Annotated in this window: 20 protein-coding genes and 2 tRNA genes; 2 read left to right on the top strand and 20 right to left on the bottom strand. The window is 38.3% G+C overall.

The annotated features are described in order from the left end of the window. Positions 1-7 precede the first annotated feature (7 nt). The 13 genes from yihA to FLK20_RS01460 form a co-directional block, all read right to left on the bottom strand. A complete protein-coding gene (gene yihA / locus FLK20_RS01400) occupies positions 8-589 on the bottom strand; it encodes a ribosome biogenesis GTP-binding protein YihA/YsxC (RefSeq protein WP_152654772.1) in 582 nt (193 codons plus the stop codon). Beyond that, on the bottom strand, positions 579-2,915 hold the full coding sequence (gene lon, locus FLK20_RS01405; protein ID WP_152654773.1) for an endopeptidase La: 2,337 nt from the start codon (positions 2,913-2,915) through the stop codon (positions 579-581). Before lon ends, yihA begins: the two co-directional genes overlap by 11 nt. 388 nt (positions 2,916-3,303) lie before the next feature. Next, positions 3,304-4,581, bottom strand: a complete 1,278-nt coding sequence (gene clpX / locus FLK20_RS01410) for an ATP-dependent protease ATP-binding subunit ClpX (RefSeq protein WP_152654774.1) — start codon at positions 4,579-4,581, stop codon at positions 3,304-3,306. A gap of 551 nt (positions 4,582-5,132) precedes the next feature. Then, a complete protein-coding gene (gene tig, locus FLK20_RS01415; RefSeq protein ID WP_152654775.1) occupies positions 5,133-6,419 on the bottom strand; it encodes a trigger factor in 1,287 nt (428 codons plus the stop codon). Positions 6,420-6,538: 119 nt separating this feature from the next. Next, complete coding sequence (locus FLK20_RS01420) at positions 6,539-7,513, bottom strand: tetratricopeptide repeat protein (RefSeq protein ID WP_152654776.1); 975 nt, start codon at positions 7,511-7,513, stop codon at positions 6,539-6,541. A 398-nt stretch (positions 7,514-7,911) separates the two neighbouring features. Continuing rightward, positions 7,912-7,985, bottom strand: a tRNA-Arg gene (locus FLK20_RS01425). Between the two features lie 4 nt (positions 7,986-7,989). After that, positions 7,990-8,063: transfer RNA gene (locus FLK20_RS01430), tRNA-Gly, on the bottom strand. A gap of 193 nt (positions 8,064-8,256) precedes the next feature. Continuing rightward, complete coding sequence (locus FLK20_RS01435; RefSeq protein WP_152654777.1) at positions 8,257-8,766, bottom strand: metallophosphoesterase family protein; 510 nt, start codon at positions 8,764-8,766, stop codon at positions 8,257-8,259. Between the two features lie 21 nt (positions 8,767-8,787). Beyond that, a complete protein-coding gene (locus FLK20_RS01440; protein ID WP_152654778.1) occupies positions 8,788-9,381 on the bottom strand; it encodes an XTP/dITP diphosphatase in 594 nt (197 codons plus the stop codon). A gap of 19 nt (positions 9,382-9,400) precedes the next feature. After that, complete coding sequence (gene rph / locus FLK20_RS01445) at positions 9,401-10,147, bottom strand: ribonuclease PH (RefSeq protein ID WP_152654779.1); 747 nt, start codon at positions 10,145-10,147, stop codon at positions 9,401-9,403. 168 nt (positions 10,148-10,315) lie between these two features. Further along, positions 10,316-11,389 (bottom strand): GerMN domain-containing protein, encoded by a 1,074-nt coding sequence (locus FLK20_RS01450; RefSeq protein ID WP_152654780.1) that lies wholly within the window; start codon positions 11,387-11,389, stop codon positions 10,316-10,318. Positions 11,390-11,617: 228 nt separating this feature from the next. After that, on the bottom strand, positions 11,618-12,433 hold the full coding sequence (gene racE, locus FLK20_RS01455) for a glutamate racemase (RefSeq protein ID WP_152654781.1): 816 nt from the start codon (positions 12,431-12,433) through the stop codon (positions 11,618-11,620). A 24-nt stretch (positions 12,434-12,457) separates the two neighbouring features. Next, positions 12,458-12,874: a MarR family winged helix-turn-helix transcriptional regulator gene (locus FLK20_RS01460; protein WP_370453151.1), complete on the bottom strand. Its 417-nt coding sequence runs from the start codon at positions 12,872-12,874 to the stop codon at positions 12,458-12,460. A gap of 297 nt (positions 12,875-13,171) precedes the next feature. Here FLK20_RS01460 and FLK20_RS01465 point away from each other — a divergent pair, with 297 nt between their 5' ends. Continuing rightward, positions 13,172-13,396 carry a helix-turn-helix domain-containing protein gene (locus tag FLK20_RS01465; protein WP_040981732.1) on the top strand — a complete coding sequence of 75 codons (225 nt, stop codon included), beginning with the start codon at positions 13,172-13,174 and terminating at the stop codon, positions 13,394-13,396. Between the two features lie 470 nt (positions 13,397-13,866). Here the strand turns inward: FLK20_RS01465 and FLK20_RS01470 are convergent, their stop codons facing one another. The 4 genes from FLK20_RS01470 to FLK20_RS01485 form a co-directional block, all read right to left on the bottom strand. Further along, complete coding sequence (locus tag FLK20_RS01470) at positions 13,867-14,307, bottom strand: acyl-CoA thioesterase (RefSeq protein ID WP_152654783.1); 441 nt, start codon at positions 14,305-14,307, stop codon at positions 13,867-13,869. Positions 14,308-14,434: 127 nt separating this feature from the next. Then, positions 14,435-15,199 (bottom strand): succinate dehydrogenase iron-sulfur subunit, encoded by a 765-nt coding sequence (gene sdhB / locus FLK20_RS01475; RefSeq protein ID WP_152654784.1) that lies wholly within the window; start codon positions 15,197-15,199, stop codon positions 14,435-14,437. A gap of 15 nt (positions 15,200-15,214) precedes the next feature. Further along, the gene (gene sdhA, locus FLK20_RS01480; protein WP_152654785.1) at positions 15,215-16,969 is read right to left on the bottom strand and encodes a succinate dehydrogenase flavoprotein subunit; all 1,755 of its coding nucleotides are present in this window, start codon (positions 16,967-16,969) and stop codon (positions 15,215-15,217) included. Positions 16,970-17,004: 35 nt separating this feature from the next. Continuing rightward, on the bottom strand, positions 17,005-17,625 hold the full coding sequence (locus tag FLK20_RS01485) for a succinate dehydrogenase cytochrome b558 subunit (protein WP_152654786.1): 621 nt from the start codon (positions 17,623-17,625) through the stop codon (positions 17,005-17,007). A gap of 545 nt (positions 17,626-18,170) precedes the next feature. Between FLK20_RS01485 and FLK20_RS01490 the strand changes: the two genes are divergently transcribed. Further along, positions 18,171-18,623 (top strand): DUF2507 domain-containing protein, encoded by a 453-nt coding sequence (locus tag FLK20_RS01490; protein WP_152654787.1) that lies wholly within the window; start codon positions 18,171-18,173, stop codon positions 18,621-18,623. Positions 18,624-18,740: 117 nt separating this feature from the next. Here FLK20_RS01490 and uvrC read toward each other — a convergent pair whose 3' ends face one another. The 3 genes from uvrC to FLK20_RS01505 form a co-directional block, all read right to left on the bottom strand. Continuing rightward, entirely contained in the window at positions 18,741-20,549 is a 1,809-nt protein-coding gene (uvrC, locus tag FLK20_RS01495) for an excinuclease ABC subunit UvrC (RefSeq protein ID WP_152654788.1), read from the bottom strand. A 136-nt stretch (positions 20,550-20,685) separates the two neighbouring features. Beyond that, positions 20,686-21,000 carry a thioredoxin gene (gene trxA, locus FLK20_RS01500; protein WP_152654789.1) on the bottom strand — a complete coding sequence of 105 codons (315 nt, stop codon included), beginning with the start codon at positions 20,998-21,000 and terminating at the stop codon, positions 20,686-20,688. Between the two features lie 152 nt (positions 21,001-21,152). Continuing rightward, positions 21,153-22,127, bottom strand: a complete 975-nt coding sequence (locus FLK20_RS01505) for an electron transfer flavoprotein subunit alpha/FixB family protein (RefSeq protein WP_152654790.1) — start codon at positions 22,125-22,127, stop codon at positions 21,153-21,155. Between the last annotated feature and the right edge of the window lie 3 nt (positions 22,128-22,130).

Consider the following 22,130-nt stretch of genomic DNA (forward strand, 5'->3'; position numbering starts at 1 on the left):
TGTATCTCTATATAAAGGATTTTATTGCTCCCCAGACTGCATCTTTCCCCTCTCCAGTTTCGGCTGAAAAAGGAATAAAGATATCATCCGGATCCATTTCAAGGACCTTTTTAGAGCGCTTAATATGCTTATACTGTTTTGTTTTTGCAATTTTATCCAGTTTAGTTCCAATCACAATGACCGGCAGCTCAAAGAATTTTAAATAATCATACATCTGTACATCATCAGCTGTTGGCTCATGACGTAAATCTGTAATCAGAATAACAGCCCGAAGCGATTCTCTGTTTTTAAAATATTCCTCCATCATACCGCCCCATTTTGCTCGTTCCTTTTTAGACACTTGCGCATAGCCATAACCCGGGACATCGACAAAATAAATGGATTCATTAATCAAATAAAAATTCAATGTTTGTGTTTTTCCTGGTTTGGAGGAAGTCCTTGCCAGGTTTTTTCGGTTAATTAATTTGTTAATTAAGGAGGATTTCCCAACATTCGAGCGGCCTGCCAATGCAAATTCAGGATATTGTTCTTCTGGATATTGCTTCTCGCTGACAGCACTGATAACAATTTCTGCCTGATTAACTTTCATATTGCTCGCCCCCTTTTTCTAATGCAATTTCTAATACTTCATCTAAGTGCTTTACCGGGATAAACTGAAGTCCTTCCCGGACACTTTCCGGAATATCTTCTATATCCTTTTCATTATCCGCAGGTAAAATAATCGTTGTCACCCCGGCACGATGTGCACTTAATGCTTTTTCCTTTAATCCTCCAATAGGTAAAACACGACCGCGAAGTGTAATTTCACCAGTCATCCCAACTTCTCTTTTGATAGGACACCCTGTCAATGAGGATACAAGTGCAGTAGCAATCGTGATGCCAGCTGAAGGACCATCTTTTGGTGTAGCACCAGCAGGAACATGAATATGAATATCATATTTTTCATAGAAGTCAGCTTCAATATCCAATTGCTGTGTACGAGAACGTACATAGCTAAAGGCAGCCTGTGCCGATTCCTGCATAACTCCACCGAGTTTACCAGTAAGCTTTAAATTTCCTTTTCCAGGATAATGGGTCACTTCAATCGATAAAATATCGCCGCCTGCCGCTGTGTATGCAAGTCCTGTGGCAGCACCAATTTGATTTTCCTCTTCAATTAATCCATAACGATATATCGGCTTACCTAAATATTCTTCAACGATTCGATCGGTAATAATAATTCGATCCTTAGCCTCGTCAGAAACCAGTTCCTTGGCTGCTTTCCTGCAAAGTGTTGCAATTTGTCTTTCTAAACCACGGACACCTGCTTCTCTGGTATACGTCCGGATCAGCTTCATAATAGCAGACTCACGAATCTGTATTTTACGCTTTGAAAGTCCATGTTCATTAATTTGCTTCGGTAAGAGATGACGCTTTGCAATATGCAATTTTTCAACCTCTGTATATCCGGGTATCGAGATTAATTCCATCCGGTCAAGCAGCGGCCCTGGAATGCTATTAACATTATTTGCTGTAGCAATAAATAATACATTGGATAAATCATAGGTCTCTTCAATATAATGATCACTGAAGGTATGATTTTGCTCCGGGTCTAAAACCTCCAGCATGGCAGAAGATGGATCCCCTCGAAAATCATTTGACATTTTCTCGATTTCATCTAATAGAAATACGGGATTAATCGTTTCTGCCCGCCGCATACCTTGCATGATCCTCCCCGGCATTGCTCCAATATAAGTCCGGCGATGACCGCGAATTTCCGCTTCATCACGAACTCCGCCTAAAGAAACACGGACAAAATTCCGGTCAATCGCCCCAGCAATAGATTTCGCTAAAGAAGTTTTCCCAACTCCAGGCGGTCCAACTAAACATAGAATAGGACCCTTTATTGTATTGGTCAGCTTTTGAACCGCTAAATATTCCAGGATGCGTTCCTTTACTTTTTCCAATCCATAGTGATCAGCATTTAATACTTTTTCCGCTTTTTTCATTTGGATATTATCTTCTGTTTTCGTTTGCCAAGGAAGCGCAACAAGCCATTCAATATAAGTCCGGATGACAGAGCTTTCTGCTGATGACTGCGGCACTTTTTCATAACGGCTCAGCTCTTTCATTGCAACATTGGTAATTCTCTCAGGCATATCGGACTGTTCAATTTTTGTCCGGAGCTGCTCTAAATCGCCAGTTCTTCCATCACGGTCACCCAATTCCTTTTGTATAACCTTCAACTGCTCTCTTAAATAATATTCTTTTTGTGTTTTTTCCATCGACGTTTTAATCTTTTGTCCAATTTTCTTTTCAATGGATAAAATTTTCCGCTCATCAGCAATAATACTTAAGAGTTTATGTATTCTTTCTGTCACATCGAAGCATTCTAATATTTCCTGCTTATCATTTAACTTTAAAGAAAGATGAGAGGTAATCATATCTGCTAATCGACCCGGGTTATCTATATCTCCAACTGTTTCAAATGTTTCCTCCGTTAATTTCCGGGAAACTTTTATGTATTGCTGGAATTGTTCAAGTAACGTACGCATTAGAGCTTCTGTTTCATACGCATCTCCGACAATATCTTCTTTTTCCTCTACCTCTGCAATAAAGTATTCTTCTTCTTCCAGATAGCGGACAACCTCTGCCCGATAAAATCCTTCAACAAGTACTCTCTGTGTTCCATTCGGCAGCTTTGTAATTTGTTTTATTTTTGCAACCGTTCCGATATGGTATATATCATCAGCACTTGGATCATCTGAATTCATTTTCTTTTGTGAAGCTAAAAATATGTATTGATCAGCTAACATAGCTTGTTCTAATGAAGCAATAGACTTATCTCTGCCAACATCAAGGTGCAGTACCATGGACGGAAATACAATTAATCCCCGCAAAGGCAGCAGCGGCATTTTTAAATAGTTTGCTGTCATACATTCACCCCCTGTTTTCTTTTATTAATTATTTTTCTCTGTAAGGCTCTTTCTCAGTGTAAAAAAAAATCATCAAAATGTAAACACATCATGTCTTCTTTTATTATGAACAAGTATACAGACATCTATGAGTAACTATACTCGTTTTAAAAAAATAATAGCCTTTATTGACTAAGGAAAACCGAGCAAGCTAACCCTGAAAGGCGCAGATAGCTTTCGTTACGCTTTCATCGATTGAGCAAGACCACATTAAGTGGGAAGTGTTGATACTTGGACATCCTGGCTGTTGTACTTTATTGCATAACATAAACCTTCCTAAAGTAAAAAAAGAGGAAGAATGCAGATCCTGCTTAGAATCTGCATTCTTCATTCCTTTATTTATTTTTAATTATGCACTTTCTTTTGGTAATTTTTCGTTTCCTTCTTGAATGGTTCCATCCTGAAAAATCAGTTTTGGACTGCCATTTTCTTGAATAACAGTATCCTTTGTAATGACGCATTTTTCCACATCTTCTCTAGAAGGAAGATCAAACATAACATCTACAATGATGCCTTCTATGATAGAGCGAAGACCACGTGCACCTGTTTTCCGTTCAATTGCTTTTTTAGCAATTTCCGTAAGTGCATCTTCCTCAAATTCCAGCTCTACATTATCGATTTCAAACAGCTTTTGATATTGCTTGACCAGTGCATTTTTTGGCTTGGTCAGAATTTCAATAAGTGCATCCTCATCCAATGGAGTAAGGCTGCCGATTACCGGGATACGCCCGATAAATTCCGGGATAAGACCATAGCGTAATAAATCTTCCGGAAGGACTTTGGCTAACAGCTGTGCAGTATCCAGCTCTTCCTGCTCTTCATTGGCACCAAAGCCAATAACTTTTTTACCAATACGACGTTTAATTACTTGATCAATTCCGTCAAATGCTCCGCCGACGATAAAGAGAATATTTGTTGTATCGATTTGAATGAACTCCTGATGCGGATGTTTTCTTCCGCCTTGAGGAGGAACACTTGCTACGGTACCTTCAAGAATTTTTAAAAGCGCCTGCTGTACACCCTCTCCAGATACATCTCTTGTAATAGAAGGATTTTCAGATTTTCTGGCTACTTTATCAATCTCATCAATGTAAATAATTCCTTTTTCTGCTTTTTCTACATCGTAGTCTGCAGATTGAATCAATTTAAGAAGAATGTTTTCCACATCTTCTCCTACATACCCTGCTTCTGTTAATGATGTTGCATCTGCCATTGCAAATGGTACATTAATAATTCTTGCTAATGTTTGAGCTAAGAGTGTTTTACCGCTGCCTGTCGGGCCAATCATTGCAATATTACTTTTCGAAATTTCTACATCACCATTTTGCATACCTGAGTTTACACGTTTGTAATGGTTATACACCGCAACAGAAAGATTTCTCTTTGCTTTATCCTGCCCGATAACATAATCATCAAGGATATCACAGATTTCTTTGGGCTTTGGAATCTCATTCATTTCCATACCTTCTTCTGTACCAAGCTCTTCCTCAACAATTTCTGTACATAATTCAATACATTCATCACATATATATACGCCAGGGCCAGCTACCAGCTTCCGGACCTGCTCTTGGCTTTTGCCACAAAAAGAACATTTTAATTGTCCCTTTTCTTCATTAAATTTAAACATTACTTTTCGCCGCCTTCCTCAACAATCTCTCTAGACTTTCTCAACACAGTCATTACATATATAACACCTGAACCAGCTGCCATCATTTGAACTTCTTCGTTCTCTTCACAAAAAATCATTTGGCCGGGAACATTCAGCTTACATCATTCCAGCAACCTTTTCTTGTGTCATTACCGATTAGCAGTCAGCTTTATAATTCATCATATCAGATACATATGGAAATACAAAATAATTTACCTTTTTATACGTGTTCAAAAAGTAACCAAAATAGAAGCAAGAAGTTCATTCACTTGCCATTTATCATTTGGGGGCTTTTTGAGCATCCTCTTCTGCACTTCCATAAGCAATTGTATGATAAGTCTGTCATTCCAGTATGCATTAATTCTTTTAAATGTCAACTATTTGCAATTCTATCTGCAGAGCATCTGCAACTGCTTAATACATCTAATCTTTGACAAAAGGATTCATTTTACGACTCTGCTTTAATTAACAGGAAAGACAAGGCACGAATTTTAGCGCACCTTGTCTTTTCTATTTGTTTAATAATTATCTTATTTTGTTTTGCTGTTTTCTGCTAAGAAGTCAATTGCCGCACGCATTTTCAAATCATTTTCTAATGTTTCTGTTGAGCCGCCGAGCATTTGTACAAGCTGTTCTTTTTCGACACCATACGTAGAGCTCATTTTTTCAAGCTCTGCATCAATATCTTCTTGCGTAGCTGTAAGATCTTCTGCCTCAGCGATTGCTTCTAAAGTAAGATTTGTTTTCACACGTTTTTCAGCATCAGCACGCATTTGCTCTTTTAACGCATCTTCGTCTTGTCCTGAGAATTGGCTGTACATTTCCAGGGTCATACCTTGCATTTGAAGCTGTTGTTCAAATTCGCGAACCATTTGGTTTACTTCGGTATCTACCATCGCATCAGGAATATCTACTTCGATATTGTCTGAAGCTTGTTGAAGCAGTTCTTCGCGTTTTTCATTTTCAGCTTGCTGTTTTTTGCTGTTTTCAAGTTCTTCGCGTTTTTTCGTTTTTAATTCATCAAGTGTTTCTACATCTTCATCTACATCTTTAGCAAATTCATCATCAAGCTCTGGCAATTCTTTTGCTTTTACTTCATGAATTTTCACTTTAAATACAGCTTCTTGACCTGCTAAATCTTCTGCATGGTACTCTTCAGGGAAGGTTACTTTAACTTCTGTTTCATCGCCAGCTTTTTTACCGATTAACTGCTCTTCAAAACCTGGAATGAATTGACCGGAACCAATTTCCAATGAATGATTTTCACCTTGTCCGCCTTCAAAAGCTTCCCCATCCTTGAAGCCTTCAAAATCGATGACAGCCGTATCGCCATCTTCAATTTCACTATCTTCTTTTACAACTAATTCTGCTTGACGTTCGCGAAGATTTTCAATTTCCTGGTCTACATCTTCATCCGTTACTTCTACAGATTTTTCTTCTACTTCTAACCCTTTATATTCACCAAGCTTCACCTCTGGCTTCACTTCTACTTCAGCAGTGAAAACAAGCGGCTGCCCTTTTTCAATCTGGTCAATATCAATAGAAGGTTGTGCAATTGGGAAAATATTCGCTTCATCCACCGCTTCAGAATAAGCACCTGGAAGTACAATATCCACTGCATCTTGATATAAAGATTCTACACCAAAACGTTTTTCAAAAAGACCGCGAGGAATTTTCCCTTTACGAAATCCAGGAATTTGAACATCCTTCGATACTTTCTTAAAAGCTTGGTCTAACGCTTGATCGAAATCTTCTACGGATACTTCAAACGTTAATACTCCTTTGTTTCCTTCTTGTTTTTCCCATTTTGTTGTCATTATTATTCCCTCCAAAAATCAAATCTATCATTGTATTTCATTATTCATTTGATTAATCATTTTTCCTAATTTACAACCACCTCATTATAACACATATCTTTCGTGTTTCAAGCATTTTACTACTCTTCAATAATACTTAAATAAAGAGAGTTGCAAATTTTTATAGATTCCGTCCAGGCTTCTGCCGCATTATCCATTTCCTCTTGCCGGGTATCCATCTGCAAATAATCATTTCCAAGCAGATAGACTGCTTCTGCAAAGATAAGTATATCACTTTCTTTTGGTGTAAACGGATAGGTTACGTAAAAATAACGATATACTAGCTGTCCAATCATATTTAGTAAAGTAGGATTAGCTTCTGCACGTTTTTCTAATTCTTTCATGATAGCTATGTACGTTTTTTCCTTAGAGATCCGGCTCAGTTCAGACGGCTGCATCATCATTTTTGTTTCAAACTTATGTATGTGGACTGATCTTTCTACACCTGATTCCTTAAACCATTCTAACAGAGCTGTTTTTATAACCGGATGCACCTGAGGGTTTTCCAGCATCCGGATATTCTCCTCGTTTGGATCTGCCTGTATTCGCCGAAGATTGTCGATCAGATTCCATTGCTTCAGGTAATCATTCTCTCTTACTGCTTCCTTCAGCTCTTTCGCAAAGCCTATAGCATTATCTTCATCAATTCCGATTTTCATATTGCCGCTCATCTCGTATAGCTGCTGAAAAGGTTCCTGAAGCATGTCAGGAATCATATTATGTTCAAACTCTATTTCTAACAAATCCATCAAATGCTGATATTGGCTTGTTTGAAAAAGAATCGTTAAATAAATATGGAAGTAATGATAATAATGTGCATCCTTTTTGGCCAGAAGTTCTTCACTGAGCCGTTCAGCGTCTTTATAATTTCCTAATTCCATCAAACACATTAATTTACCAATGTAGATTTCATGACTTCCTTCATGATATGCAATGAGACAGTTTAATTTATCTAATGCTTCTTTATATCTCTTTTCCTTTAAAGCATGCAGCCCTTCCTCTTCCAGCTGCTTTTTGGTATTCGGAAATAAAATGATTTTTGTACTATCTTTCATTTGTTCACCTCTATTCTGGCTTGCCCAAAATATGCTTGAAGTCTAAATCTGTTATTCCCTAATCTTTATTATTTAAACTTTTTATTCGGGGCTGAATTTTAAAGCGTTTATCCCACATACTAATATCCTCTTATCATGTTACCGTTAAAAATGGACAGGGTCTATATTAACAGATAAATTTATTATACATTTTTTTATTCTCTCATGTAATAAAATTGCGAAAAGATGAACTATCATCAGGACTACCTTTGATCCTGCATTTTTTCTTCGAGGTTTCATTTTTATCAAAGGGGAATTACTCCAGAGTGAGGTAAGCAAAATGTGTGAGTGCATCGTACGCCACAGACAAAAAAACTCAAATCCTTGATATGCAAGGGTTTGAGTTTTTTGTCTATTTACGTCCCAGGCAGGATTCGAACCTGCGACCCACAGCTTAGAAGGCTGTTGCTCTATCCAGCTGAGCTACTGGGACAAGATGGAGCGGGTGAAGGGAATCGAACCCTCGTCATCAGCTTGGAAGGCTGAGGTTTTACCATTAAACTACACCCGCAATTGCCGTAGCCATTATGTACGCCGTTTTTAACGGACAAGTAATATTATATGTTGGATAGAAGTATTTGTCAACAGATTTTTTAATTTTATTTTAAGCTTTCTCAAAGAGATTAAATTCCCTTTGTACAAAGAAAAAAACGACCTTTAAAAGCAGACCCCATATCCAAAATAGGATCTGCTTTTATGATCTTTTATAAAGATGTCCGATAGGTCATATCTTCTACTTTCCGACCTTTTAACGTGTAGAAGTCTACCAGTACTTGATTAGTGTTTTCCCAGCTTAAAATAGCATAGGTTTTCTCAACACGATTTCTGGGCATACGAATACTTCCCGGATTAATAAATAACTGAGCGCCAATTTTTTCAGCGCCTGCAATATGCGTATGACCAAAGCATACCACATTTGCTTTATATTCCTCAGCTGCGTAGGATAGATTAGTTAAGCTTCCTTTTACCTGATGCAGATGGCCATGTGTTACAAAAAAACGCAGCTCATCTAAATCGAATACTTCCTGATCTGGATAGAGAGAATCAAAATCACAATTCCCGCCTACTTTATAAAAAGCACTTAGCTCTGCTGCATCAAAATCCAGTTCAGAATCACCGCAATGAATGTATAAATCTACACTATGTCTTTTTGTAATCTCATTCAGTTCTTTCGTTAATCCATGACTGTCACTTGTAATCAGTACGCTTGTCATTATACTCCCTCTCTTCCTTATTTACAGCAAATGTATTTTATTTTCCAATTGTTTCATAGCTTTCTTCCGGTGACTTATTTGATTTTTTTCAATTGGATCAAGCTCTGCCATTGTTTTCTTATACCCTGCCGGCACAAAAATAGGATCATAGCCAAAACCATTTTCTCCACTCTGTTCTGTTTGAATACGCCCTTCACAATAGCCCGTTACAAACATAGGCTCTTCACCAGGGTGAGCAATGGCTAAAACACAAACAAATCGGGCACCGCGTTCTTCTTCAGGAATATCTTGCATTTCCTTCAGCACTTTATCCATATTTGCCTGATCATCTGTTGGCTCTCCTGCATAACGTGCCGAATAAATCCCTGGTCTTCCATCTAAGCTGTCAATTACAAGTCCCGAATCATCCGCAAGCACTGGCTGCTGAAACAGATTGGAAATCTGCTCTGCTTTTATCGCTGCATTCTCCACAAAGCTGTCTCCTGTTTCTTCAATATCTGGAACTTCCTCATCTAAATCAAGCAAGGACACAACTTCAATATCATACGGAGCAAAAAAAGATCTAAATTCTTTTACTTTTCCTTTGTTTTTGGTTGCAATAATAATTTTCTTCATGGTACCTCCCCTAATGAAATCAGTCTTGGTTAACCAAATCTGTGATAGAGCCAAGTGTTTCTTTCTGTTGGCTGATTAACTCATTAATACCTTGTTCCCCTAAACGAAGCATTGCCTGTAATTGATTCACACTAAACGTAGCTTCCTCTCCAGTTCCTTGAAGCTCTACAAATTCACCTTTTCCAGTCATAACAATATTCATATCGACATCAGCTGTACTGTCCTCCTGATAATCTAAATCCAGTACTTCTTTTCCATCTGGTAATACACCAACAGAAATGGCTGCTAAGTAATCTGTTACTGGAAGCTCCTTAAGCAGTTCCTTTTCAACAAGCTGATGTAGCGCCATTACCATAGCAACATACGCACCAGTGATGGAAGCAGTTCTTGTTCCTCCATCTGCCTGGATAACATCACAATCAATCCAGATTGTCCGTTCACCGATTTTTGATAGATCAACGACAGAGCGTAACGCACGTCCAATCAGGCGCTGAATCTCCATTGTTCTCCCGCTTACTTTTCCTTTTGAAGATTCCCGAATATTACGTTGTTCTGTTGCACGCGGCAGCATCGCATATTCCGCTGTAATCCAGCCTTTTCCCTGCCCTCTCATAAATGGCGGTACTCTATCTTCAATACTTGCATTACAAATCACCTTTGTCTGACCCATTTCAATCAAAACAGACCCTTCCGGATGTGTAATATAACCTGGTGTTATTTTTATTGTTCGTAACTCGTTTTCTTTTCTATTATCGTGTCTTTCCATTCGACTTCCTCCTTATTTCACATTACATAGCTTATCATATTTTCTAAAAAAGAAACATGAGAATGCAATGAAAAGAATGATGTATTATCAAATTGTATTGTTAAATAAAAAAGCATCTAATGCGTGATTAAATCACGCATTAGATGCTACAGGGTATATATGATTCGGTTATAATTCTTCACTTGGTGTAAACAATTGTGCAGATACCGGTTCAGAATAAGGTTCCCCATTTTCATTAAATACTTCATCCACATTTTCAACCTGTACATTAACTGCATCAATGTTCGACTGCTGTGTTAAGGTTCTGACCATTGTCTCCATCACTTCATCTGAAATAATATTTTGCTCGGCATCCATCAGAATGCCTTCATTGAAAGTTAGATGAGCGACGCCTTCTTTTATAACCGGCTCTGCAGTTAAAGCAGCTTCCGGACTAAATACATTTACCACATCATTTTGATATCCGGGACCATCTATCAGCTCATTGACAATACCTTCCAAATCATTTTCATCTTCCATCTCTACATACTGCGTCACAGGAACATAATAGCGATTATTTTCCCGCTCTACCGGGTAAAACATCGTTACAGGACTGCTATTAAAATAATCCAATGTATCATTATTTGTCAGGTTAATTCCATTTGCCCGCGTATATCCATTATTAATCGGTGTACCATTTACAGGCATTTCTTTTAAATCAACTCCTTCTACCCGGAGCTTGACTTTATGAACATTATCAAATTGTGTCAAGGTATGCGTAACAGCTTCTAAAATAGGAAGTTCTGATGCTGCCTCATAATCAGAAAATTCACCTGATAAATCTACGATAATCGTGCCATCCTCCTGAAGGTCAATACCGAGAATTTCCGTGTCCTCTGGTAGTACCGCTTGGAAGCCGTTTGGCAGCATCGGTGTTATTGGACCACCTTTAACCATATATTCCATTACTTGCTGTGCCACTTGATTTGCTTCAGGAACAGGAAGTTCAACCATTTGCGAAGCAACCATCCCATTTGAATCAATTAAATACAACTCTCTGGAAACCGTATCTTCTGCTTCCACAGGAGTAGCTGCAGTATCTTCCCCATCCACTGTTTCTTCATCTACCGTCTCTTCACCGTTTACTGCTTCTGCATTTTGCGGAGGATCTACCTCTTTTGATGACTGCTCTCCTTTAAAGCATCCTGCCAACAAGACTAATATTCCAAAAGCTCCTATTATTCGGATTATCTTTTTACTCATGCAACTACCTCCCAAGATGGTTTGTACTATTAATCATACGAGCCCACCTCAAGAAATAGACCATGAATTAGATTGTTTATTAATAAACTTCTAATTCATTGGATACGATAAAAGACACAGCTTTATACTGCGGGAAACGAAACCGGATATCCGAAATTTTTCTATAAAAAACTCCTGTACTGCAATGGAGATTAATTTCCATTGCAGTACAGAAGCGAGCGAATGGCTCTAAATATCTTTCAAGTCTGCATGCTTAATCGTTAGAACCTCAAAATTACCATCCTTAAATATTCTTTGTGTGATTTCAATAAATATATTCAAATCTCCTGTCGCATAAAATTCATGGGGAGGCATCCAGTCATCATCATTCGCAATTTGGTGAATATCCAAGGTTGTACTCGTTTCTCTGGCCGTCTCTTCACTGGAAGAAATAACAGTAATATCATGACCGACAACCTGTTGAATGATATCTTTTAATAATGGATAATGGGTACAGCCCAAAATTAAGGTATCCATTCTATCATGCTTTAGAATCGGCACTAATGTTGTTTCTACTACTTGTTTTGCTTCCGGACCATCCAGTATCCCTTTTTCCACCATTGGAACAAACAGGGGACAGGCTAAAGAAATAACCTCAATATCAGACTTAATTTGACGAAGTGCATGACTGTATGCTCCACTTCGCACCGTCCCTTCTGTTCCAACAATACCGATATAGTTACTCTCTGTTGACTTAATCGCCGCCCTTGCACCGGGCTTAATCACGCCAATAACAGGGATATCCAGATTTTCTTGTAATTCCTTTATTGTAAATGCTGTTGCCGTATTACAGGCTATCACAAGCATTTTTATATGTTTTTTAAGTAAAAAACGAACCATTTCCCAAGTAAATTGTTTTACTTCCTCTTCGGTTCTTGGTCCATACGGACATCTTTCTGTATCTCCTAAGTAAATAAGCGGTTCTTTAGGCAGCTGCCGCATTAGTTCATGAACAACCGTTAACCCGCCTACACCTGAATCGATTACACCAATTGGCTGTTTCAAAGTTCTCTCTCCCTTTATTCTTCTTTACTTTTCGTTAACTTGTTTCATTTCATCATGTAGGAAGCTCAACAGCTCATTTAATGTTTCTTTCTGCTCATCTGAAAATGGAGATAAAACATCCCGCAAATATTCCTGCCTTTTTTGAATAACCTCTTCAATAATATGCTTTCCTTTTTCCAATAGATGGATTCTTACCACACGACGGTCATTTGTATCACGAACACGTTCTACTAAGTCATTTTTCTCTAATCGATCAACTAAATCTGTGGTGGTACTAAATGCATGGCTAATCCGATTGGACAACTCACCAACTGTCAAATCACCTTCCTCCAGCAGCCATTGCAAAGCAACAAACTGCGGAGAAGTAATCGGATAATGATGTAAAATTTTCCGTCCATTTTGTTTAATCATGCCGGAAATATATCTTAATTGCTTCTCCATTTTATTAACAGCTTCTACTTCTTTATTTTTTTCCAACTTGCTACCCCCTAAAATAAAATCCATTCCAAGTATTTTAACACGCACAATACAGCGTCTATGGTAAAGGCATTTATTATATACTTGTAATACATAGTAAACTAAAAATCGTTTCTTGAAAACTTTTTTAAAGAAAAGCTGTTTTAAATACAAACCCCTTCTAAAAATGTACGCACTCTTTTGTTTCAATCTTCATAAGCTATATCGACTAAATAAATTCCCTTCATGATGCAGTTCTATAAAGCAAGGAGGGGGTAACATTTGAAGGATAATGGGTATAAACCGAAGCAGCTACTGACCAAACGCGAGAAAGAAGTGTTTGAACTATTAGTACAAGATAAAACAACAAAAGAGATTGCCCAAGAGCTATTCATCTCAGAAAAAACTGTAAGGAATCACATTTCAAACGCGATGCAAAAACTAGGGGTAAAAGGCCGTTCACAGGCTGTTGTCGAATTGCTTCGCATGGGCGAATTAAAGCTGTAAATACACCTAAAGGAGAAATCGATAAGCCAGGTGTCATTCGAGATCAAAATACATTTATTTTCTTTTTCTATTTGATTATTGTTTTGAACTCAAGCTAAGTCATGCGTTTATTGGTGAGGTTTTTAGACATTGTGCTCACCATGCAATTGTATTATTTATCGTCATTCCTTACAGGAAAAATCTAGGGCTATATAAGGGTGCTGTGTAAGTCTGAGCTTTTGAAAAATAAGCTCAGACTATTTTATTTCACTGCAAATCCATGTTCAAAGGAAAAATACACATTTACGCTGAACGTTATTTAGCTTATTCAAGCTTTTCAAAAAGGTCTTTGATAGTACAACCACAACTAGTCTTTGGCTGATTTAGCAATGAACACGCTGCTAATGCTAAAGAACAAGATATAGAAGTCATCGTGAAAAATAGGGTGGCTTTCTTTATATGAAACTTTGTAATACATTGTGGATTACAAATTATCTATCCATTAACTTTTCCTTTAATTCAGCGGATAGTTTTTTTGGCGCTTTCTTCTCCGTATCCATATAAACCAGCCTGCCCCGTGCTGTCAGAACAATCTCATCCTCCTTCATAACTTTATAATGAATATCAAAAGAAGTAGTACCAACTGAGGCTGTTTTCACATAAACACGAATAATATCGCCAAAATAAAGCTCCTTCAGGTAGTTACACTGTAAATCAGCAACAACAATCCCATCTTTTTGGCGCATATCCTTTGATAAAAATCCAATACTATTTAAATAAGCGATACGTGCTTCTTCAAAATAAATAAAAGGTGAAATATTATTCACATGACCATACATATCTGTTTCGGAAAATCGAATCGATATCGGAACATAAAAGGAGAATTCTTTCTCCCATGCTGAAAAATTTTCAATATAAGAAATACGGCTCATACAACGATTACCTCTCTTGTACATATTTTATACTTGCTGTCCGTCTGTTTTTTAAGCGTTTCCATCACTTAATTAAGAAAAACCCTGACCAGATAAAATGGCTAGGGTTTTTCTATTAGGTCATACATTAAAGTGCTGTGTCACTTCCAAAGAAGTTTTTAAATGCTTGAATATTGGTAGCACGGTTCATTGCTGCAATAGAAGTTGTCAAAGGAATCCCTTTTGGACAAACTTGAACACAGTTCTGAGAGTTTCCGCAGCCATCAATTCCCCCAGCTTCCATTAAACCGTTCAAACGGTCACTGGCATTCATTTCACCAGTTGGGTGAGCATTAAACAAACGTGCCTGGGAAATAGCAGCAGGACCAATGAAATTCGAACTGTCATTTACATTTGGACAAGCTTCCAGGCAAACACCGCACGTCATACATTTCGATAATTCATACGCCCACTGACGTTTATTCTCCGGCATACGCGGTCCAGGACCCAGATCATGCGTTCCATCAATCGGAATCCATGCTTTTACTTGTTTTAAAGCATCAAACATGCGCTCCCGGTCGATAATAAGGTCACGGATAACCGGGAAAGTAGACATTGGCTCTAAACGGATTGGCTGTTCCAGCTGATCAACTAGTGCTGCACAGGACTGTCTCGCCGTTCCATTAATAACCATCGAGCAGGCACCGCAAACTTCCTCTAAGCAGTTCATATCCCACATGACAGGTGTAGTTTGCTCTCCTTTACTGTTTACAGGATTTTTTCGGATTTCCATTAAAGCAGAAATAACATTCATATTCTGTCTATAAGGTACCTCAAATGTTTCCTCATAAGGAGCAGCATCCGGGCCGTCTTGTCTAGTTATAATAAAAGTAACTTTACTTTGCTCAGCCATTTCGTTTACTCCTTTCTAATGTTTAGTTGTATAATCTCGTTTTCGAGGCGGAATCAGGGAAACATCCACTTCTTCATAGCTAAATACAGGCTCATTCTTTTTAGCATCATATTCAGCAATCGTTGTTTTTAACCATTCCTCATCATTACGTTCCGGGAATTCCGGTTTATAATGCGCACCACGGCTCTCATTTCTATTATAAGCACCAATTGTAATCACACGGGCTAATTGCAGCATATGCTTTAATTGACGGGTAAACATAACGCCTTGATTGCTCCAGCGGGATGTATCATTAATATTGATATTTTCCCAACGCTCCATCAATTCAACGATTTTCTTATCTGTTTTTAGCAACTTTTCATTTTCGCGAACAACTGTTACATTGTCTGTCATCCACTCTCCAAGTTCTTTATGAATTTGATATGCATTTTCAGTTCCCTGCATATTCATCAGCTTATCAAAGTCACTCTTTTCTGCTTCTTCACGAGATTGATAGAGTTCATCCGGAAGCTCCTCCACATGCTCATCCAGTCCGTCAATATATTCAATGGCACTTGGACCGGCAACCATACCGCCATAAATTGCAGACAACAAGGAATTCGCACCCAGACGATTTCCGCCATGCTGAGAATAGTCACACTCACCAGCAGCAAAAATTCCAGGAATGCTTGTCATTTGTTTTTCATCAACCCATAAGCCACCCATCGAATAATGTACAGCAGGGAAGATTTTCATTGGAACCTTACGCGGGTCTTCACCAACAAATTTCTCATAAATTTCAATAATTCCTCCAAGCTTAATATCCAGCTCTTTTGGATCTTTATGAGATAAATCCAGATAAACCATATTTTCGCCATTAATACCAAGTTTTTGATTCACACATACATCAAAAATTTCACGTGTAGCGATATCACGAGGTACAAGGTTACCATATGCCGGATACTTTTCCTCTAAGAAATACCACGGCTCTCCATCTTTATAAGTCCAAACCCGTCCGCCTTCTCCACGGGCTGATTCACTCATTAACCGGAGCTTATCATCTCCAGGAATAGCAGTCGGATGAATTTGAATAAATTCACCGTTAGCATACTTCGCGCCTTGCAAGTAGAGCTTACTTGCAGCAGAGCCTGTGTTAATCATCGAGTTTGTTGATTTACCAAAAATAATTCCAGGTCCTCCAGTTGCAAAGATCGTTGCATCTGAACGAAATGCCTTAATTTCATGTGTTTTTACATTTTGTGCCACAATTCCTTTGCCGACACCATTATCATCAATTACTGCCTCAAGGAATTCCCAGCCTTCAAATTTAGTGACAAGCCCTTCTACTTCATAGCGGCGAACCTGCTCATCTAATGCGTATAATAATTGTTGACCTGTCGTTGCCCCTGCATATGCCGTACGGTGCATCTGCGTACCGCCAAAACGTCGGAAATCTAATAATCCTTCCGGTGTACGGTTAAACATAACCCCCATACGATCAAACATATGTATAATACCCGGTGCAGCATCACACATTGCTTTTACTTGCGGTTGATTGGCGAGAAAATCTCCGCCATAAACTGTATCGTCAAAATGCAAATCTGGAGAATCTCCTTCTCCTTTTGTATTAACAGCTCCATTGATACCGCCTTGTGCACACACAGAGTGAGAACGTTTTACAGGTACGATAGAAAATAAATCTACTTTTACTCCTGCTTCAGCAGCTTTGATTGTAGCCATCAAACCGGCTAAACCACCGCCGACTACAGCAACTTTCCGATTACTACTCATCCGTTAGCTCACTCCCTCTTTCATTCCATTACCATTTAAACGCCATACGCGAATGCAAGTAATGATCTTATTCCTAAATAGCTGACTGCCAAGAACACAGCCAGACACACATACGTAGAAATGCGCTGTGATTTTGGAGTTTGTGTAATTCCCCATGTTACCAGGAAGCTCCATAATCCATTTGCGAAATGGAATACAGCCGAGATTACTCCGACCACATAAAACCAAAACATTGGCGTACTGGACAGAATCCCTTCCATCAGGCTATAATTTACATCTGCATTCCCTAAAGCAACCTGAACCCGTGTTTCAAATACGTGCCATGCAATGAAGATAACAAGAATAATTCCGGTAAACCGTTGTAATGCGAACATCCAGTTGCGGAAAAAACCATAACGGCGTGTACTGTATCTGGATGTAAAGACAATATAAACACCCAGAATTGCATGGAACAGAATTGGTAAATAGATTACGAATGTCTCCAGCAACAATACAAATGGTAATTCGTGCATAAACCCGGCTGCCGCATTAAATGCTTCTTCCCCATACACAGCAAGATGATTGATAAATAGATGCTGTACCAGGAAAATACCAATAGGCACAACTCCCAGTAGCGAATGTAGTCTTCTAAAGAAGAACTCACGTTGCTCTGCCATGTTTACCCCCCTTTTTTAAAGATAGTTTCTAAACTTATGTATACTATAAAAAATAAAGCGCTTTACAAAAATATTAAAATTTATTTTTTACAGTACAGTCAATAACAATTCTTATTGTACTTCTTACAGTGTAAAGCGTCAAGAATTCCCAACTACCTTCTTAAAGAAAATAAAGAGGTATTTCACCTGGCATTTACCGGATAAAGAAAAAGAATTAATGGCAGGACATTTCTCTATCATACACGCAATTTTTCAAACAGAAATAGAAGATAAAACAAAAAATCCCCCTAAAAATCTAGAAAAAGATTTAGAAAAATCGCAGGTAATGTTATTATTATAGAGATATTTAACTTCGTTTACGAATTCATTCAATGATAATCTTGTAAACAAGCTTTTTTAAAGAGAGTGTTCCAAAAGCCCGGCCAAAATAACTTTTTGAACATACATTTAAATTTAAAATATGTTGGTTTCAATACTTGCTAATCAACTGTCAACAATACATAATAACCATAGACATTTAACATGGACGAGGTGTGAAAGAAAGGATGAAAGTAGTGTCAAAGAACGGCGGTAATCAAAAATTAGATATAAATGAATTAGGACAATTATATAGTGATGGTGCGGGATATGATATTTTACGATATGTCGGCTTACCGGAGCTGTTTGGAGAAGAAAAAGAAACCTTACTCTATTTTTTAGGAAGAAACTTAGCCCGTAAATTTGAATTTAATAGTCTGGAAGATCTGAGCTTATTTTTTGAGAAAATGGGGCTTGGTGTTTTGGATCTGGTAAAGGATAAAAAGAAAGTAAAAACATTTTACCTTTTATCAGATGCTATTGTTACGAAATTAAAATCAAACATTGAGACCGATTTCCGCTTAGAAGCTGGAATAGTAGCAGAAGCACTCCAGCAATTAGAAGGTGCGGATTGTGAATGCCTTGAATCTGTCCATCGCCGTCTAAAGCAAATTGAATTTACAGTTTATATACAGGACTAATCATTTTTAAAGGTGCAGCCAGAAACCGCACTGCCTGTCTAAACCATGATCAAATTCAGCAGCTATCATTTATTCATTCCTGATTCTTTTTCATCAAGCTAAAAACGATCGTGAAACTTATTTAATTTCACGATCGTTTTTTTCTGTTTCCTGTTCTTTTAAATGCCCGATTATTTCGGTCGCAATATTTTTCGGTATCCCAATTTTGCGCATATCCTCTAACGATGCATTTTTTATCTCTTCTATCGATTTGAAATGTGTCAGCAGAAGCTTACGCCGTTTTTCACCTACACCGGGAATGCGATCAAGCTCTGATTGAAACAACCCTTTTCCTCTTAGTTGTCTGTGGAAAGAAATTGCAAAGCGGTGTACCTCATCCTGTATCCGCTGCACCAAATAAAAAGCCTGTGACTGACGCTGTAAAGGAATCACTTCAGGAGGATCACCATATAGCAGTTCACTTGTTTTGTGCCTGTCATCCTTGGCTAGACCGGCAAGCGGAATACTTAAACCAAGCTCATTTTCCAGTATGTCTGCCGCAGCTGACATCTGTCCTTTCCCTCCATCAACAATAATTAAGTCCGGTAAAGGAAGATTCTCACGAAGTACCCTTGTATAACGCCTGCGTATGACTTCCCGCATCGTATCGTAGTCATCCGGTCCTTTGACATCTCTAATTTTATATTTGCGATATTCCTTCTTATTCGGCTTCCCATCCTCAAAAACAATCATGGCAGATACAGGATCTGTTCCTTGAATGTTTGAATTATCAAATGCTTCAATTCGGTGCGGCATCTCTATATGCAGATAATCACCCAAATCTTCTACTGCTTGAAAAGTTCTTTCCTCATCACGCTCAATTAACTGGAATTTTTCATTTAAAGCAATTTTGGCATTTTTACCAGCTAATTCAACCATTTCCTTTTTACGGCCACGAAGCGGTGTATGGACATCAACTTCAAGCAGTTTCTCCAGTATCTCATCATCAATGCCAATTGGGACTAGCACCTGCTTCGGTTTCAAGTGGTTTTCCTGCAGGTAAAATCGTGCAATAAAACTGATAATGGTTTCCTCTGCACTATCATAAAACGGGAATACGCTGACATCACGTTCAATCAGCTTTCCTTGACGAATAAAGAAGACCTGTACACACATCCAGCCTTTATCATAGCTGTATCCAAAAACATCTCTGTCTGTCAAATCATTTGCTGTCATTTTCTGCTGCTCCATCGTTGCATCGATGTATTGAATCGTATCTCTAAGTTCTTTTGCTCTTTCAAAATTTAACACTTCACTTGCTTCCGTCATTTCCCTGGTCAGACGTTTTCGAATATCTTTAAAGCCGCCTTGTAAAAAAGAAGTTATCTCTTGAACAATCTGCTGATAAGCATCTTTGGATGGCGGATTTTTACTGCAGGCTAAGCATTGTCCCATGTGATAATACAGACACGGTCTTCCGGGAGGATTATTGCATTTCCTGAGCGGATAGATTCGATCAAGAAGTTTTTTGGTTTCTCTAGCTGCTATCACATTTGGATAAGGTCCAAAGTACTTCCCTTTGTCTTTTTTCAACTGTCTGGTGACAATTAACCGCGGATGGCGTTCCGAGGTAATTTTTAAATACGGATACGATTTATCATCCTTCAGCATCACATTATATTTAGGGTCATATTTTTTTATCAAATTCATTTCTAAGATAAGCGCTTCTATCTCAGATGATGTAACCATATATTCAAAATCGGCAATCTCTTGCACCAAACGCTGTGTCTTCCTGTCATTTGCTCCACGAAAATAGGAGCGTACACGATTCCTGAGTTTCTTAGATTTCCCTACATATATAATCGTTCCATGCCTGTCCTTCATCAGATAACAGCCTGGCTGCATCGGTAAAATGGACAGTTTTTTTTCAATCGCTTCTTTATTCATATATAACCAACCCTCTATGTATCAGAAAATCCCTTTTCATCTGCATGATGACAAAGGGATTTTCTTTTTTTCACTAAAAACAGAGATTCATTCTGTTATCATGTATTGTGATAATAACAGAAAAAAATTTACTATATTAGGCATGTTTATTGATTAAATCAGTTAGTGCCTCTTTAGGCTGGAAACCAATAACCTGGTCTACCACTTCGCCATCTTTGAATAAAAGAAGTGTCGGGATACTCATGACACCGAATTTCCCTGCTGTCTCCTGGTTTTCATCAACGTCTAGTTTCACGATTTGTACTTTTTCTTCCATTTCTCCATCGATTTCTTCTAAAACAGGAGCAATCATTTTACAAGGTCCACACCATGGAGCCCAGAAATCAGCAAGCACAAGCCCTTTTGACGTCTCTTCTGTAAAGTTTTGATCCGTTACATTTTTAATTGCCATTATTTTTACCTCCTTCAAACATACAGCTTAAATAAGCTTAGTATGAGTATATCACCGTATAAGTATACTGCCTAATAGTTTGCTTATGCAGATTTGCAATAAACTTCAAAAGGTCTGTGTGATAGCATTTCTCACAGACCTTTTGCACAGTTCTATGCTTTTACTTTTTTAATTTCTTCAATGAGCAGCGGAATAACTTCAAATAAATCTCCGACAATGCCATAATCCGCAATATTAAAGATATTTGATTCAGCATCTTTATTAATAGCAACAATAACCTTGGAGTTTGACATTCCAGCTAAATGCTGAATCGCACCTGAAATACCAACAGCAATATATAAATCAGGCGTTACCACTTTTCCCGTCTGCCCGATTTGCAGTGCATAATCACAATAATCTGCATCACAGGCTCCACGGGATGCGCCTACAGCACCTCCCAGCACTTCCGCAAGCTCATAAAGCGGTTTAAAGCCATCGGCACTCTTTACTCCCCGGCCACCTGCTACAATAACATTGGCTTCCGAAAGATCAATTCCATCAGCCGATTTACGGACAACATCTTTCACGATCGTACGCAAATCTTTTATATCGATATCCTTACCAGTTACTTCGCCGGATCTTGATTCATCCTTGGCAAGTGCTGGTATATTATTTGGACGGATTGTAACAAATGTAAAATCATCCTCAAATATTTTTTTCTCGAATGCCTTGCCGGAATAAATAGGACGGATATAGACAGTGTCAGCTCCATCTTTTTCAATATCTACAACATCAGAGATCAGCCCGGCAGATAGCCGGCTCGCAATTTTTGGTGTTAAATCCTTACCAATTGATGTATGCCCCATTACAATCCCTTTTGGCGATAATTCATCAATGATTTCTAAAATTGCCTGTCCATACCCTTCCGATGTATACGATTTTAAATTGTCATGTGTCACAGTTACAACACGGTCTGCGCCGTAAGTAATTAACTCCTCACCGGCATCTGTTAAATCACTGCCGCTAAGTAACACACCCACAATTTCAGCATCTGCATCGATTTGTTTCGCCGCTGCAATTGCCTCAAAGGAAACATTTCTGATATCATTCTCTCTTACTTCACCAATCACTAATAATTTGTCGCTCATTGT

Source organism: Oceanobacillus sp. CFH 90083, from assembly GCF_009389585.1.
In the GTDB taxonomy this organism is placed as follows: Bacteria; Bacillota; Bacilli; order Bacillales; family Amphibacillaceae; genus Oceanobacillus.

Coding starts and splice junctions, on each gene's coding strand:
- yihA (WP_152654772.1), bottom strand. CDS start 589: ATGAAAGTTAATCAGGCAGAAATTGTTATCAGTGCTGTCAGCGAGAAG.
- lon (WP_152654773.1), bottom strand. CDS start 2,915: ATGACAGCAAACTATTTAAAAATGCCGCTGCTGCCTTTGCGGGGATTA.
- clpX (WP_152654774.1), bottom strand. CDS start 4,581: ATGTTTAAATTTAATGAAGAAAAGGGACAATTAAAATGTTCTTTTTGT.
- tig (WP_152654775.1), bottom strand. CDS start 6,419: ATGACAACAAAATGGGAAAAACAAGAAGGAAACAAAGGAGTATTAACG.
- FLK20_RS01420 (WP_152654776.1), bottom strand. CDS start 7,513: ATGAAAGATAGTACAAAAATCATTTTATTTCCGAATACCAAAAAGCAG.
- FLK20_RS01435 (WP_152654777.1), bottom strand. CDS start 8,766: ATGACAAGCGTACTGATTACAAGTGACAGTCATGGATTAACGAAAGAA.
- FLK20_RS01440 (WP_152654778.1), bottom strand. CDS start 9,381: ATGAAGAAAATTATTATTGCAACCAAAAACAAAGGAAAAGTAAAAGAA.
- rph (WP_152654779.1), bottom strand. CDS start 10,147: ATGGAAAGACACGATAATAGAAAAGAAAACGAGTTACGAACAATAAAA.
- FLK20_RS01450 (WP_152654780.1), bottom strand. CDS start 11,389: ATGAGTAAAAAGATAATCCGAATAATAGGAGCTTTTGGAATATTAGTC.
- FLK20_RS01460 (WP_370453151.1), bottom strand. CDS start 12,874: ATGGAGAAGCAATTAAGATATATTTCCGGCATGATTAAACAAAATGGA.
- FLK20_RS01470 (WP_152654783.1), bottom strand. CDS start 14,307: ATGAGCCGTATTTCTTATATTGAAAATTTTTCAGCATGGGAGAAAGAA.
- sdhB (WP_152654784.1), bottom strand. CDS start 15,199: ATGGCTGAGCAAAGTAAAGTTACTTTTATTATAACTAGACAAGACGGC.
- sdhA (WP_152654785.1), bottom strand. CDS start 16,969: ATGAGTAGTAATCGGAAAGTTGCTGTAGTCGGCGGTGGTTTAGCCGGT.
- FLK20_RS01485 (WP_152654786.1), bottom strand. CDS start 17,625: ATGGCAGAGCAACGTGAGTTCTTCTTTAGAAGACTACATTCGCTACTG.
- FLK20_RS01490 (WP_152654787.1), top strand. CDS start 18,171: ATGAAAGTAGTGTCAAAGAACGGCGGTAATCAAAAATTAGATATAAAT.
- uvrC (WP_152654788.1), bottom strand. CDS start 20,549: ATGAATAAAGAAGCGATTGAAAAAAAACTGTCCATTTTACCGATGCAG.
- trxA (WP_152654789.1), bottom strand. CDS start 21,000: ATGGCAATTAAAAATGTAACGGATCAAAACTTTACAGAAGAGACGTCA.
- FLK20_RS01505 (WP_152654790.1), bottom strand. CDS start 22,127: ATGAGCGACAAATTATTAGTGATTGGTGAAGTAAGAGAGAATGATATC.